The 13,138-nt window shown below is 68.4% G+C and carries 13 protein-coding genes and 1 pseudogene; 7 read left to right on the top strand and 7 right to left on the bottom strand.

Annotated elements, in window-relative coordinates; genetic code table 11:
- Positions 1-78: 78 nt before the first annotated feature.
- Both AC3A84_RS08700 and AC3A84_RS08695 read right to left on the bottom strand, forming a co-directional pair.
- Positions 79-1,203, bottom strand: coding sequence for an NAD(P)/FAD-dependent oxidoreductase (locus AC3A84_RS08700; RefSeq protein ID WP_487969193.1), 1,125 nt, complete (start codon positions 1,201-1,203; stop codon positions 79-81).
- Between the two features lie 168 nt (positions 1,204-1,371).
- Positions 1,372-2,309: pseudogene (locus tag AC3A84_RS08695) on the bottom strand (LysR family transcriptional regulator).
- A gap of 206 nt (positions 2,310-2,515) precedes the next feature.
- Between AC3A84_RS08695 and AC3A84_RS08690 the strand changes: the two are divergent.
- Complete coding sequence (locus AC3A84_RS08690) at positions 2,516-3,070, top strand: flavodoxin family protein (protein WP_487969192.1); 555 nt, start codon at positions 2,516-2,518, stop codon at positions 3,068-3,070.
- 13 nt (positions 3,071-3,083) lie between these two features.
- Positions 3,084-3,995 (top strand): pirin family protein, encoded by a 912-nt coding sequence (locus AC3A84_RS08685; protein ID WP_487969191.1) that lies wholly within the window; start codon positions 3,084-3,086, stop codon positions 3,993-3,995.
- A gap of 51 nt (positions 3,996-4,046) precedes the next feature.
- Here the strand turns inward: AC3A84_RS08685 and AC3A84_RS08680 are convergent, their stop codons facing one another.
- From AC3A84_RS08680 to AC3A84_RS08665, 4 genes are all read right to left on the bottom strand, one after another.
- Entirely contained in the window at positions 4,047-4,805 is a 759-nt protein-coding gene (locus tag AC3A84_RS08680; RefSeq protein WP_487969190.1) for a sulfurtransferase, read from the bottom strand.
- A 148-nt stretch (positions 4,806-4,953) separates the two neighbouring features.
- Positions 4,954-5,802, bottom strand: a complete 849-nt coding sequence (locus AC3A84_RS08675; protein WP_487969189.1) for a MinD/ParA family protein — start codon at positions 5,800-5,802, stop codon at positions 4,954-4,956.
- Positions 5,803-5,812: 10 nt separating this feature from the next.
- Positions 5,813-6,514: a GGDEF domain-containing protein gene (locus tag AC3A84_RS08670; RefSeq protein ID WP_487969330.1), complete on the bottom strand. Its 702-nt coding sequence runs from the start codon at positions 6,512-6,514 to the stop codon at positions 5,813-5,815.
- A gap of 133 nt (positions 6,515-6,647) precedes the next feature.
- The gene (locus AC3A84_RS08665; RefSeq protein ID WP_487969188.1) at positions 6,648-8,345 is read right to left on the bottom strand and encodes a SulP family inorganic anion transporter; all 1,698 of its coding nucleotides are present in this window, start codon (positions 8,343-8,345) and stop codon (positions 6,648-6,650) included.
- A gap of 156 nt (positions 8,346-8,501) precedes the next feature.
- Here AC3A84_RS08665 and AC3A84_RS08660 point away from each other — a divergent pair, with 156 nt between their 5' ends.
- The 3 genes from AC3A84_RS08660 to AC3A84_RS08650 all read left to right on the top strand — a co-directional run bounded on the left by AC3A84_RS08660 (position 8,502) and on the right by AC3A84_RS08650 (position 10,562).
- Positions 8,502-8,969, top strand: coding sequence for a BON domain-containing protein (locus AC3A84_RS08660; protein WP_487969187.1), 468 nt, complete (start codon positions 8,502-8,504; stop codon positions 8,967-8,969).
- A 64-nt stretch (positions 8,970-9,033) separates the two neighbouring features.
- On the top strand, positions 9,034-10,296 hold the full coding sequence (locus AC3A84_RS08655; RefSeq protein WP_487969186.1) for a PLP-dependent transferase: 1,263 nt from the start codon (positions 9,034-9,036) through the stop codon (positions 10,294-10,296).
- A 71-nt stretch (positions 10,297-10,367) separates the two neighbouring features.
- Positions 10,368-10,562: a hypothetical protein gene (locus tag AC3A84_RS08650; protein ID WP_487969185.1), complete on the top strand. Its 195-nt coding sequence runs from the start codon at positions 10,368-10,370 to the stop codon at positions 10,560-10,562.
- A 144-nt stretch (positions 10,563-10,706) separates the two neighbouring features.
- On the opposite strand, the gene AC3A84_RS08645 is transcribed toward AC3A84_RS08650, so the two are convergent.
- Positions 10,707-11,384 carry an arylesterase gene (locus tag AC3A84_RS08645; protein WP_487969184.1) on the bottom strand — a complete coding sequence of 226 codons (678 nt, stop codon included), beginning with the start codon at positions 11,382-11,384 and terminating at the stop codon, positions 10,707-10,709.
- An 18-nt stretch (positions 11,385-11,402) separates the two neighbouring features.
- Between AC3A84_RS08645 and AC3A84_RS08640 the strand changes: the two genes are divergently transcribed.
- Positions 11,403-12,116, top strand: a complete 714-nt coding sequence (locus tag AC3A84_RS08640) for an ABC transporter ATP-binding protein (RefSeq protein ID WP_487969183.1) — start codon at positions 11,403-11,405, stop codon at positions 12,114-12,116.
- A gap of 115 nt (positions 12,117-12,231) precedes the next feature.
- Positions 12,232-12,981, top strand: a complete 750-nt coding sequence (gene rlmB / locus AC3A84_RS08635) for a 23S rRNA (guanosine(2251)-2'-O)-methyltransferase RlmB (RefSeq protein WP_092939478.1) — start codon at positions 12,232-12,234, stop codon at positions 12,979-12,981.
- Positions 12,982-13,138 lie beyond the last annotated feature (157 nt).

Raw genomic sequence — 13,138 nt, 5'->3', positions numbered from 1 at the left:
AAAGCAAGAAAAAGGCGCCGAGCTCTCGGGCTGGCGCAAGAAAGGAACGAAGCGTTTCAGACCTGTTGCGGGCGGGGATCAGGCGATCGCGTCCAGCGCGAGCTCCAGCCCGGAGACGAAGGCATCTTCCAGCCGGTGGCCCAGGCACCAGTCGCCGCACAGGCCGATGCCGGCAGCGGCACTCCACAGGTGGCTCCGACCCAGCGGCTGGCGCGTCTGCGCGTGGCGCCAGCGGCGTACCTCGGCGTAGGTCGGCTCAGCGCGGATGCCGGTCACCTCGGCGAAGCCCTTGAGCAGCTTGGCGAGCACGCGTGCGGCGTCGTCTTCCAGGTGCTCGGTGGACCATTCCGGGCTGGCCTGCACTGTCCAGCGCTCGATCTGCGAGCGCCCGGGCTTGGACGATTCGCGCGCCAGCCAGGCGATGCGGTGGTGCGTGCTGCGCGCCGCGTTCCACTGCGGCCCCAGCGTGGTCAGGCCTGGGCGCACGGCCTGGGCGAAGGCGAGCATCAGCGTCCAGCATGGGGCAATGGTGACGGCCTCCAGCGTCGGCCCCTCGGGCAGCTCGATGCCAGAAGCCTGCAGCAGCGCCGTGGCTGCGGGCGCGGGCTGGCTCAGCAGCACGGCGTCGAAACCCGCATGCACGTGGACCGCGCCGTCGAGCGCGCCGGTGCGCACCTGCCAGCCGCCGGGGCGCAGCGGGTCTGCCTCGATGCGGGTGACGTGCGTGCCTGTCAGCAGCCGGCCGGCCTGCAGCAGGGGCTGGGCCCAGGCGGCGACCAGCGCATCCATGCCGGGGGCCGCGACCCAGTGCGCCTCGCCCGGGGGCGGCGCAGCGGCGGCCACGCGGCCGGCGGCATCCAGCACGCGCACGGTGTTGGCGCTCCAGGGGCGGCACAGACCCGGCACGGTATCGAGCGCCTTCTGGAAACGCGGATCGCGCACGGTGAAGTACTGCGCGCCGGTGTCGAAGCCGCCAAAGGGCGATTCGAGCGTGCCGGTGCGTCCGCCAGGCCGGGCGGATTTCTCGAACACCACCACTTCGTGGCCGGCCTGCACCAGCGTGCGCGCGCAGGCTACGCCGGCCATGCCGGCGCCGATGACGGCAAAGCGGCGCGCCGATGCGGAGGGTGCAGAAGCGGCAGCCTGTTGGGCGGGCTCGGTGTTTCGCAGTCGGCGCTGTGATCGGGGAACGGAAGAACGCATGGCAGGCCCTTTCAGTGGCAATCGATGGGTGGGGCAACGGCGCCCCCGTATCGGCGAGGAGCGCTGTAGCGCGCACGGTGCTTGGCTGTCACTCTACACGCGCTGCGGGCCGTGGTGGGCGGGGCGCAACCCGCAGGTGACGCGCAGAGCGGATGCCGGCAGGTGCGATCAGGTTGGCTGGTGGTTTTCCAGCAGCGCGCGGCGCGTGGCGGGCTTGCGCAGCTGCTCCAGCCACCACTGCAGCGCCCGGCCCGGGGCCGAGTGGCCGGGCCCACCCCAGGCGTAGTGCAGCTGCACGGTGCGCGCAGGGCGCGCGACGGCACGCACCACCAGCCGGCCCGCCGCCACATGGGCGCGGGCCATGGGCTCGGGCAGAAAGCCGCCGCCCAGCCCGCGCAGCAGCGCCTGCACCTTGGCCTGCATGGTGTCCACGGTCAGCACGTCCTGCCCGCCCAGGATGCCCATGGTCACGCCGCCTTTTTGGGCGGAGTCGGCCACGGCGATCACCCGGTGCTCGCGCATTTCGGCATCGCTCAGCGGCTGGTCGCCGCGCGCCAGCGGGTGGTGTGGGGCCACCACAAACTCGAACAGCATGCCGCCCAGCGATTCCTGCTGCACCCTGCCACCGTGCCCGGGCTGACGGCCACGCCCAGCGCCAGATCGGCATGGCCGGCGATCAGCGACTCGAGCGTGCCCGAGAGGATGCCGTCGCGCAGCTTGAGCCGCGTGGGCGGCGAGAGGGCGTAGAAAGCCTCGACCAGCTCCAGCACGGTGGTGGGCGAGATCACGCCGTCGATCGAGAGCGTGAGCTGCGGCTCCCAGCCTGTGCCCACACGGCGCACCCGATGGGCGATGGCTTCCACGTCGCTCAGCAGGCGGGCGCCTTCGCGCAGCAGCTCTACGCCCGCTTCGGTGGGGCGCGCCTGGCGGGCGCTGCGATCGAAGAGCAGTACATCCAGCGCATCCTCGATCTGCCGCACGCGGTAGGTGAGGGCGCTGGGCACCAAGCCCAGCTGCCGGGCTGCAGCGGCGAAGCTGCCGGAATCGGCGATGACCTGCAGCATGGACAAGTGGTCGGGAGTCAGGACGTCACGTGCTTTTTGCATGGTGCGCCAATGCTAATTCAACCGATTTGAATGAACACTTCAAGACCGCTGCGCGTGGCCGCTTTCCGCTCAGGCTACGCTGCGGACGACCGCAGCGGGATACAGTGTCTCCATTCGGCCATCGCCGGCCCGCTGCCGGCCAGGTCTTTCACGACCGCTTTCGCCCCATTCATCCATTCATTCATTTCACGCAAAGAGCACACACCATGGCAAACATCGTCGTCGTCTTCCACTCCGGTTATGGCCACACCCAGCGCGTCGCGCAGCTCGTGGCTGAAGGTGCGGGCGCGAGCCTGCTCGCCATTGATGCGGATGGCGAACTGCCCGAAGGCGGCTGGGAACAGCTGGCCGCTGCCGATGCGATCGTCATGGGCACGCCCACCTACATGGGCGGCCCCAGCTGGCAGTTCAAGAAGTTCGCTGATGCCTCGTCCAAGGTCTGGTTCAGCCGCGGTTGGCAGGACAAGTTCTTTGCCGGCTTCACCAATAGCGCCAGCCTGAATGGCGACAAGGGCACCACGCTGGCCTACCTGCAGACGTTGGCCTCCCAGCACGGCGGCCTCTGGATCAGCCTGGGCCAGATGCCGGCCAACAACAAGGCGGCCACGCGCAACCACCCCAACAACCTGGGCGGCTCGGTCGGCCTGCTGGTGCAGTCCCCTTCGGACGCCAGCGTCACCGAGATCCCCCAGGGCGACCTGGACACGGCCAAGCTGTTCGGCGAGCGCGTGGCGGCCATCGCTACGCGTTTCGGCGGTTGAGCGGAGCGCTGCTATGAGCGCCCCATCGCCAGCCTCCGAAATGGGCCTGCTGCGGCTGAAAGGCCACGAAAAAGACTTGGGCGGCGGTTTCACCGTGCGCCGGCTGCTGCCCGCGCTGCAGCTGCGTTCGGTGGGGCCCTTCCTCTTCTTTGACCATTTCGGTCCGGTGGCGGTGGAGCCCCAGGACGAATATGACGTGCGCCCCCATCCGCACATCGGTCTGGCGACGGTGACCTATCTGTTCGAGGGTGCGATCATGCACCGCGACAGCCTGGGCTCCGAGCAGCAGATCGAGCCCGGCGCCATCAACTGGATGACGGCGGGGCGCGGGATCGTGCATTCCGAGCGCCGCCCGGAGGCACTCGCGCAGCGCCGTTACGTGAACCACGGCATTCAGCTCTGGGCCGCCTTGCCGGCGGTGGCGGAGGACTGTGCTCCCTCGTTCGTCCACACGCCTGCGGCCGAGATCCCGGAATGGGCGGGTGACGGTGCCCGGGTGCGCGTGCTGGTGGGCGACGGCTTCGGCTGCCGCTCGCCGGTCGAGACGTTGGCACCCGCGCTTTATCTGGACGTGCAGCTGCAGCCCGGCGCCTTGCTCGAACTGCCGCCCCTGGCGCAGCAGATGGCGCTCTACCCGGTCGATGCCGACGTATGGCTGGGCGACGAGCTGCTGCCCCGCCAGACCCTGGCGACGCTGGCCCCGGGCCAGGCTACGGTACTGCGAGCCACCGCTGGTGAACCGGTGCGCTGCATGGTGATCGGCGGTGAGCCGCTGGACGGGCCCCGCCATCTGTGGTGGAACTTCGTTTCCAGCAGCAAGGAGCGCATCGTGCAGGCGGCCAAGGCCTGGGAGGCGCAGGCCATGGGCCGCGTGCCGGGCGAGACGGAGTGGATCCCGCTGCCGGAGCGGCGCTTCAAGCCCTGAGGGGTTGAGGCTGAAATGAGCTGCTGCGCTTGATGGATAAGCGCCTGCAGCTCACGAATTCATAGCATCCTTGGCCGGGTTGGGCGACAAGTCGGCTTCCAGCACCCGCCGCTCGTCGAACACGAAGCAGCCGCCCTGGTAGTGCGCTCCGTCGGTCAGTTCGAAGTATTTGAGAATGCCGCCCTCGAGCTGATAGACATGCTCCAGCCCCTCTTCGCGCATCAGGATCGCCGCCTTCTCGCAGCGGATGCCCCCGGTGCAGAAGCTCACCACCGTCTTGCCGGCCAGCTCCGCCTTGTGCTCGCGCAGGGCGGGCGGGAACTGCGTGAACTTGTCGATGCGCCAGTCGATGGCGCCCTCGAAGGTGCCGTGGTCCACCTCGAAGGCGTTGCGCGTGTCCAGCGTCACCACCGGACGGCCTTCGTCGTCGTGACCCGCCTCCAGCCAGCGGCGCAGGGTCTGCGGGTCCACGGCAGGCGCGCGCCCGCCGGCGGGGCGAATGGCCGGATGGTCCATGCGGATGATTTCCCGCTTCACCTTGACCAGCATCTTGCGGAAGGGCTGGCTATCGGACCAGCTCTCCTTCGGCTCCAGTGGCGCGAAGCGCTCGTCTTCTGCCTTCAGCCCAGCGATAAAGCCGCGCACCGCCTCGGCCGGGCCGGCGAGGAAAAGGTTGATGCCTTCTTCGGCCAGCAGGATGGTGCCTTTCAGACCCATCGCCAGGGCCCGCTCCTGCAGCCGGGGTTGGAGCGCGTGCGCGTCCGGCAAAGGAACGAAGAGATAGCTGGAAATGTTGAGGACGTTGTTCACGGCGGTGCAATGGCGAAAGACAGGGACGGGGCGATGCGGCGTGCCTGCGTCGCCGCAGAGAGTGAGTGAGGTGTGCCGCACGCAGGCAAGCACGCACGCGGCGGCACTGCAGGCGCCGGCCACCCGCGTGGCCGCTCCGGGCGCTGCGTCAGGGCGCTGGCGCCAGCAGCGTCGATTCGATCTTGTTGGCGAGCTGGGCGATCGCCAGTGCCGCCGGGCAGCCCGGCATCTGCAGCAGCAGCAGCTGGCGGCGCATGACGGCATTGCGCACCGAAGCATCGGCGGGAATGTCACCCATATGCAGCAGCCGCATCGGGCGGCCCGACTCGGTGCTGACGAAACGGTCCAGAACCTGTTGCAGCTGGCTGGTGATGGCACGGCCATCGCCTGGGCGGGCGGCCTGGTTCACCACCATGCGCACATGCTGGCGTTTTTGCTGCGTGGCCATCACCTTGATGGCTGCATAGGCATCGGTGAGCGATGTGGGTTCTGGCGTGGCGACGATCAGCACTTCGGAGGCCAGCGAGATCGAGAACAGCACCACGTCGGAAATGCCTGCGCCGGTATCCAGCAGCACGACGTCGTAGCGCGGCGCCAGCGTCTGCAGCACCTGCATGAACTGGTTGCGCACCTCGGGGGTGAGGCGCGAATACTCGACCATGCCCGAGCCAGCCAGCACGGCAGAAAACCCACCGGGCGCCTCGATCACGGCGTCTTCCAGCGAAGCTTTGCCGGTGAACACGTCATGCAGCGTGATCTTGGGGTGCAGGTTCAGCACCACGTCGAGGTTGGCCAGGCCCAGGTCGGCGTCGAGCACCAGCACGCGCTGGCCTCGGCGGGTCAGGGCGGCCGCCAGATTGGCGGAGACGAAGGTCTTGCCTACACCACCCTTGCCACTGGTGATGGCGATGATGCGGGCACCTGCAGGCGACTTGCCCGCAGCGTAGGGTGAAAGGCCTGCAGAGGCGGCGTTTTGGGGGGACAGCGCGTCGGTCATCTCTGTGCTTTCAATAGGCGCTGCCTGTGGAGGGATCCTGAGGCGGGGGGATGTCACCCCAGCCAGCAGGAGTGTATAGGGGCCCGAACAACAGGCTCTTTTCTTCTGCGGTCACGGTGCTGTCGGGTTGGTCTTCGATGCTCACACGATTGCGCCCGGCCATCTTGGCCTTGTAGAGCTGGCCATCGGCCCGCTCGGTCCAGAGCAGCGTTGTGCTGCGGATCCATTGCAGCGCAAAGGCGCCGCCGATGCTGATCGTGATCTGTAGCTCCACGGTGGGGGAGATGGCAATGGGCGTGCTCTCGACGGCCTGGCGGATGCGTTCGGCCACCGCCAGCCCGAATCCGGCATGGCAGGCTGGCAGCACGACGGCGAACTCCTCGCCGCCATAGCGTGCCAGCGTATCCATGGGGCGCACGCACGCATCGAGCGTGCGCGCCACCGACTGCAGCACCAGGTCGCCCGCCATGTGACCGTAGGTGTCGTTCACGCGTTTGAAGTTGTCGACGTCCAGCATCAGCAACAGGGCGGATTCACCCGACCGGGTGACCCGGTCGATCTCCCGCTCCAGCACGGTGCGGAAATGCCGACGATTGGCCAGCCCGGTGAGCGGGTCCTTCAGCGAAAGCTCGCACAGGCCGTCGATCAGGCTTTGCAAATAGTCGACGGGAGTTTCCGTGCGCAGTGCAGCATCGGAGCCCATCGACTGCATCACGAGCGCATGCGCTGTCGACAATCGCAGCTCGTTCAAATGGACTGTGTTATGAGGCACTGTTTCGGTCACAAATTGGCGTCAACGGAGGCGACGGCGATACTTATCCAGGAGTGTAACAGTCCAGTGTTTTTCACGGCCCCTCTCCTGCGGTACATCTGCTGCGTTGCAGGGCCGCCAGGGCTTCTGCGTCGGTGCGGTACATCGCTACCAGCGGGCTGGGCTCCAGCAGTCCTGCACGGCGCAATACCTGCTCGGCGGGCAGCTTCAGCCCGCTCACGTGCAGTTGGCCGCCCCGCCCGCGCACCAGTCCGATCAGGCGGGCGAAGGTCTCGGTGCCAGTCACGTCCACACGGTTGATGGGTAGTGCGAAGAGGCAGACGTGCTGTATGTCGGGGTTGGCTGCGAGGTGCTCGGCCACGCGTCGCTCGAGCGCGGCAGCGGAGGCGAAGTCGAGCTCCGCATCCATACGCAGTGCGAGCAGGCGCGGTGCGATGGGAGGCAGTTGCCACAGGTGCCGGTCGCGCAAGCTGCCATCCGGGTGGATGCCTACTTCGATGATGCGCGGATGCAGGCGCTGGAACAAGAAGTGCGCGAGGCTCATGAAAATGCCGGCCAGCACACCCCAGTACATGCGTGGCGCGGTGGCCAGTGTCAGCGCGAAGGTGACGCCGCCGATGGCGGCCTCCACCCGAGAGACGCGTGCCAGCTTCCACATGCTGGCGGGCTTGATGAGGCTGGTCACCGCAGTCACGACCACTGCGGCCAGCACCGACTGCGGCACGTGGTAGAGCGCGGGCGTGAGCCATAGGAGCACGGACAGCACCAGCAGCAGCGCGAACAGCGTCGCCCAGCCGCTCTTGGCGCCGGCGTACAGGTTGATGGCCGAGCGCGAGAAAGAGGCGCTGGTGGCGAAGCTGCCGCACAGACCCGAGCTGATCTTGGCCATGCCGTGAGCGATGAGGTCCTGGTTCTCGTTCCAGCGCGTGCCTGATTGGCTGTGCTCCACCTTGGCGCTGGAGGCGGTTTCGAGGAAGCTCACCAGAGTCACGACGAGCACGGGCAGCAGCAGATCGCCGTACTCCTCCCAAGACAGCCATTCGGGCCAGGAGAGCGAGGGCAGGCCTGCTGGCAGATGGCCGACCACAGCACCTTGCGCGTCGGCATAGCCGAGCGCCCAGCTCAGTGCGGCCGCCGCGGCCACCACCACGATGGCGGCCGGAAAGGTGGATCGCCACCTGCGTGCCAGCACAAGCAGCACCAGGCCACCCAGCCCGAAGGCCAATGCGATGGGGTCGAAATGGTGAAGGGAAGGGCTGACCCAGAGCGCGTGCCAGCTGGTGCGCAACCCGAGCAACGCCGGTAGCTGCGACGCCAGGATGAGCAGAGCCGCGGCCTGGGTAAAGCCGTTGAGCACCGGGGAGGTGACCAGGTTCAGCAGCCAGCCGAAGCGCACGGCCCCGAGCGTCACCTGCACCAGTCCCGACAGCAGGGCCATCCATGCCGCGAGCGCCACCCAGTGCGTGCTGCCGGGTTCGGCCATGCCGGTGAGCGACGCGCCGATGAGCAGGCTTGTGAGTGCGGTGGGGCCCACGCCCAGACGCGTCGACGAGCTCCAGAGCACCGCAATCAGTGCCGGCACCAGCGAGGCGTAGATCCCCGTCACCAAGGGCATGCCGGCCAGGGCGGCGTAGGCCACACCCTGAGGCACCAGCATCAGGCCGACCGTCATCCCGGCCCAGAAGTCGCCCGCCAGGAGCGCGCGGTCAGGCCGGGGCCATGCGAGGAAGGGAAGCCAGCGCGACAGGGCCAGCATGCGCGAAGAGGTCATCCCGCTATTGTCGTGTGCTCGGGCTGGCTATGGCGTGGATTCATTCAGCAGGTGGCAACTTTGTCCTACGGCGGCTTCGGCTGCTGCCCAACGGAAGGCCGAGAGGCCGGGGCCTACAGTTCCTTCCATCCCTTTCAGCGCCTTAAGGAGACTGCCATGACGCACCCATCCCACACTCTTTCCCAACGTCCCGCCTGGCGCCTGCTGGGCCTGGCCGGCGCTGTCGCGCTCAGCCTGGGCCTCGCGGCCTGCGACCGCAACAGCGGCGATCAGACGGCAGGCCAAAAGCTCGACGCCGCCGTTGCCAAAACCGAGCAGGCGGCGAACGATGCGCAGCGCAAGGTCGAAAGTGCCGCCCGCGAGGCCACCGCCTCCACCCGTAGTGCTGCGGCCGACGCAGCCGCGGTAATGGACGACGCGGGCATCACCGCCAAGGTGTCTGCGGGGCTCGCGAAGGACTCGGAACTCAGCGCCATCAAGATCGACGTGGACACCCGCAACGGTATCGTCACGCTCACCGGACCGGTCAAGAGTGCCGCAGCCAGCGAGCGGGCAGAAACCATCGCTCGCGGCGTACAGGGCGTGAACTCGGTGGTCAACAAGCTCACCGTCAGCGCCACCTGACCCTGGCCCCCGCTGTGGCGGTATGCAGCATGGGCCGGCAGCGCCGCGGCGCTACCATCGGCCCATGACTGCCTCACTGCCCGATACCCCAGGCCCGGCGGACGCCGAGCCGCGCCACCTGACCACCCGCCTCGTCCATCATTCCTATGAGGCCCCGGCCGGCTTCGCCGCTCCGCAGCCGCCGGTCCACAAAGCCTCCACCGTTATCTTCCCCAACGTGGCGGCCATGCGCGCGCGCGAGTGGAAGGACAAGACCAGCTACACCTACGGCCTGCACGGCACGCCCACCACCTATCTGCTGGAAGAGCGCCTGGCCACGCTCGAAGGCGGGGCACAGTGCCTTCTCGTCCCCAGCGGCCTCGCAGCCATCGCCAACGTCGCGCTGGCCTTGCTGCGCACGGGCGACGAGGTGTTGATTCCCGACAACGCCTACGGACCCAGCAAGGCGCTGGCCGAGGCCGAACTGCGGCACTACGGCATCCGCCACGTCATCTACGACCCGCTCGACCCCGCCGATCTGGCCGCCCGCATCACGCCCGCGACCCGTCTGGTCTGGCTCGAAGCGCCAGGCTCGGTCAGCATGGAGTTCCCCGATCTGGCTGAGCAGGTCCGCATCTGCCGAGCAAGCGGCGTGATCTGTGCGCTGGACAACACCTGGGGCGCAGGCCTGGCTTTTGCGCCCTTCGACCTGCTGGGCGACGGTACGCTGGGCGTGGATGTCTCCGTGCATGCCCTTACCAAGTACCCCAGTGGCGGTGGTGACGTGCTCATGGGCAGCATCACCACCCGCGACCAGGGCCTGCACCTGCGCATCAAGCTCGCGCACATGCGCCTGGGCCTGGGCGTGGGCGCGAACGACGTGGAGGCGGTTTTGCGTTCGCTGCCCAGCATGGCGATCCGCTACCGCGCGCACGACGTGGCCGCGCGCGAGCTGGCCCGCTGGCTGGCCACACAGCCGGCGGTGGCCCAGGTACTGCACCCGGCCCTGGAAGACTCGCCCGGCCATGCCCAGTGGCGCGCGCTCTGCGGCGCGGCTCACGGGGGAGAGGGCGCGGCGGCGGGGCTTTTCAGCGTGGTGATTGACGAACGCCATGCCCAGGCCGCGGTGGATGCGTTCTGCGACGGGCTGCGCTATTTCAAGCTGGGCTACAGCTGGGGCGGCCCGATGAGCCTGGTGGTGCCTTACGACCTGCCTGGCATGCGCGATCGCGCGGCCCGCCACCTCAAGCCCGGCACCGTCGTGCGGTTTTCCATCGGACTGGAGGATGTGGAGGATCTGCGGGCCGACCTGGAACAGGCCCTGCGCGCTGCGTTCAGCGGGTCTTGAGACGGGCCCGACGGGCCAAGCTGGTACATTGGTCCGTCAACTAGATCACTTCATGAGAAAGAGGAGCCCCCTTGGCTACACCCAACTACGGATACGAAAAACGCCAGCGCGAGCTGGCCAAGAAAAAGAAGAAAGAGGAAAAACTCCAGGCCAAGTCCCAGCGCAAGACCGATGACCACCCCCACGGCGGGTCGGGCAGCGGCGCTGATGACGGCGCGCTCAACAACCCCGCGCAAGACGGCACCGGCACGCCTGTGGGCGGCTGATACCTGACAGGTTCCGCGTCAGGCGCCGCGCTGCGGGCCTGAGCTGCGGGGCCCGGCCTGCGGCCCGGTTCCACCCGAGCGCAGGCGCGCCGGCCCACGGTTTTCTTTTCTTCTTTTGCGTTCTTCTTCCGCCGCGCACACCGCTCAGCGCGGCAGCAGCTTCTTCAAGCCGGGCCACACATTGGCCAGCATGATCGGATGGGCCTCCGCAAGCGGATGGATCCGGTCGGCCTGAAACAGCCGGGTCGGGTCCCGCGCATCGGCCACGCCGCTCAGCAGGAAGGGCACCAGCCCCGTCTTCTCGGCCTTGGCCACGGCAGGAAACACCGCGCCGAACTTGCGCGCGTAGTCGCCGCCGTAATTGGGCGGCACCTGCATGCCCACCAGCAGCACCCGGGCGCCCGCTTGGGTCGATTCCCGTGCCATCCAGGCCAGATTGTCTTCGGTGTTCTTCAAAGGCAGGCCACGCAGCGCGTCGTTGCCGCCCAGCTCGATCACCACCACGGCCGGCTTGTGCTGCGCCAGCAGCGCGGGCAGGCGCGAACGGCCGCCGGAGGTGGTGTCGCCGCTCACGCTGGCGTTCACCACGCGCGCCGCGATTTTTTCGGCCGCCAGTTTCTTTTCCAGCAGCGCCACCCAGCCCGTTCCGCGGGCCAGGCCGTATTCGGCGCTAAGCGAATCGCCCACCACCAGGATCACCGGGCCGGCCGCAGCAGGGGCCGCTGGCGCTGGCGCCTGGGCGAGCGCGGGGGCGGCACAAAGCCCTGCGGCGGCGGCCAGTGCCGCTGCCGCGATAAAGTCACGCCGACGTTCCACTTGCATCACAGCCAAAGCCCTTTCATGTCCGACTCATCGCCATTGCCCGCTTCCTCGTCGCCGCCCGGCACGCCCATCATCGCGGTGGAGCATGTGGTCAAGTCGGTGACGGATTCGACGGGCACGCTCGACATTCTGCGGGATATCGATTTCCGCCTGGCGCCGAGGGAAACGGCCGCCATCGTGGGGGCCTCGGGCTCGGGCAAGAGCACGCTGCTGTCGATCATCGCGGGCCTGGACACGCCCACCAGCGGCACCGTGCGGCTCGACGGGCAGGACCTCTTCGCTATTGACGAAGACGCCCGCGCCGCGCTGCGCGCCCGCAAGCTGGGCTTTGTCTTCCAGAGCTTCCAGCTGATGGCCAACCTGACGGCGCTGGAGAACGTGATGCTGCCGCTGGAGCTGACCGAGCGCCGCGACGCCCGCGCGCTGGCGGCCGAGATGCTGGGCCGGGTGGGCCTGGGCCAGCGGCTCTCGCACTATCCGCGCGTGCTCTCGGGCGGCGAACAGCAGCGCGTGGCGCTGGCGCGGGCCTTCGTGGTGCAGCCGGCGGTGCTGCTGGCCGACGAGCCCACCGGCAGCCTGGACTTCGCCACCGGCGAGACCATCATGCGGCTGATGTTCGACCTCAACCGCGAGCTGGGCACGACCCTGGTGCTGGTCACGCACGACCGGGGCATCGCGGCACAGTGTGAGCGGCGCATCACCATTGACGCCGGGCGGCTCTCCGAAGGCTGAGATCGTGAAGACGTTCTGAGCCCTTTCGCGCGGCGAGCGCCCGCAAATCCTGCGCGGTGCGCTATGGATTTGATAGTTTCCCGGCCGAGGCTCAGGCGCCGGGGATAATCGCCCCATGTCCAGCCCCAAAGTCCTCTTCGGCTTTCACGCCGTCGGCGTGCGCCTGAAGACCGCGCCCCAATCCATCATCGAGATCTACTACGAGGCCACGCGCCGCGATGCCCGCATGCGCCAGTTCCTCGACCGTGCCCGCGAGTCCGGTGCGCGCCTGATCGAGGCCGACAGCGAGCGCATCGCCAAGCTGGCCGGCAGCCACGGCCACCAGGGCGTGGCGGCGCGGGTGGAGGCGCTCAAGCAAGCGACTTCGCTCGACGAGCTGCTCGAAGATCTGGAAGCCGCCGGCATCGAGCAGCCGCTGCTGCTGGTGCTCGACGGCGTGACCGACCCCCACAACCTGGGCGCCTGCCTGCGTGTGGCCGACGGTGCGGGCGCGCATGCCGTCATCGCCCCCAAGGACCATGCCGTGGGCCTGAACGCCACCGTGGCCAAGGTGGCGAGCGGCGCAGCCGACACGGTGCCGTATTTCATGGTGACCAACCTGGCGCGCACGCTGGGCGAGCTCAAGGAACGCAACATCTGGTGCATCGGCACCAGCGGTGACGCCACCAAGAGCATCTACCAGGTGGACCTGAAGGGCCCCGTGGCCCTGGTGCTGGGCGCCGAAGGCGACGGCATGCGCCAGCTCACCCGCAAGACCTGCGACGAGCTGGTGTCCATTCCCATGAAGGGCGGGGTGGAGAGCCTGAACGTGTCGGTGGCCAGCGGCGTGTGCCTCTACGAGGCGCTGCGCCAGCGCGGCGGCTGAGGCACGGCCACGCACGCGCCCGGGCCTTGAGCCATCAGGCCGGTGGCTCGGGCTCTTCGGCGCTGGCCTGGGTCAAGGCTTCCAGCGCATCCGCCTCCAGCAAAGGGATGGGCCCTTCGTTGCCCCGCACCCATGGACCCGGGGTGCGCTGCGGTAA

The organism is Paracidovorax sp., from assembly GCF_057642795.1.
Note: the sequence above shows the minus strand (reverse complement) of the source record. Positions and strands in the feature narration are given on the sequence as shown.

What these genes read in the sequence shown, in the direction of transcription:
- AC3A84_RS08700 (WP_487969193.1), bottom strand. Translation starts at nt 1,203, where the DNA reads ATGCGTTCTTCCGTTCCCCGATCACAGCGCCGACTGCGAAACACCGAG.
- AC3A84_RS08690 (WP_487969192.1), top strand. Translation starts at nt 2,516, where the DNA reads ATGGCAAACATCGTCGTCGTCTTCCACTCCGGTTATGGCCACACCCAG.
- AC3A84_RS08685 (WP_487969191.1), top strand. Translation starts at nt 3,084, where the DNA reads ATGAGCGCCCCATCGCCAGCCTCCGAAATGGGCCTGCTGCGGCTGAAA.
- AC3A84_RS08675 (WP_487969189.1), bottom strand. Translation starts at nt 5,802, where the DNA reads ATGACCGACGCGCTGTCCCCCCAAAACGCCGCCTCTGCAGGCCTTTCA.
- AC3A84_RS08670 (WP_487969330.1), bottom strand. Translation starts at nt 6,514, where the DNA reads ATGCAGTCGATGGGCTCCGATGCTGCACTGCGCACGGAAACTCCCGTC.
- AC3A84_RS08665 (WP_487969188.1), bottom strand. Translation starts at nt 8,345, where the DNA reads ATGACCTCTTCGCGCATGCTGGCCCTGTCGCGCTGGCTTCCCTTCCTC.
- AC3A84_RS08660 (WP_487969187.1), top strand. Translation starts at nt 8,502, where the DNA reads ATGACGCACCCATCCCACACTCTTTCCCAACGTCCCGCCTGGCGCCTG.
- AC3A84_RS08655 (WP_487969186.1), top strand. Translation starts at nt 9,034, where the DNA reads ATGACTGCCTCACTGCCCGATACCCCAGGCCCGGCGGACGCCGAGCCG.
- AC3A84_RS08645 (WP_487969184.1), bottom strand. Translation starts at nt 11,384, where the DNA reads ATGCAAGTGGAACGTCGGCGTGACTTTATCGCGGCAGCGGCACTGGCC.
- AC3A84_RS08640 (WP_487969183.1), top strand. Translation starts at nt 11,403, where the DNA reads ATGTCCGACTCATCGCCATTGCCCGCTTCCTCGTCGCCGCCCGGCACG.
- rlmB (WP_092939478.1), top strand. Translation starts at nt 12,232, where the DNA reads ATGTCCAGCCCCAAAGTCCTCTTCGGCTTTCACGCCGTCGGCGTGCGC.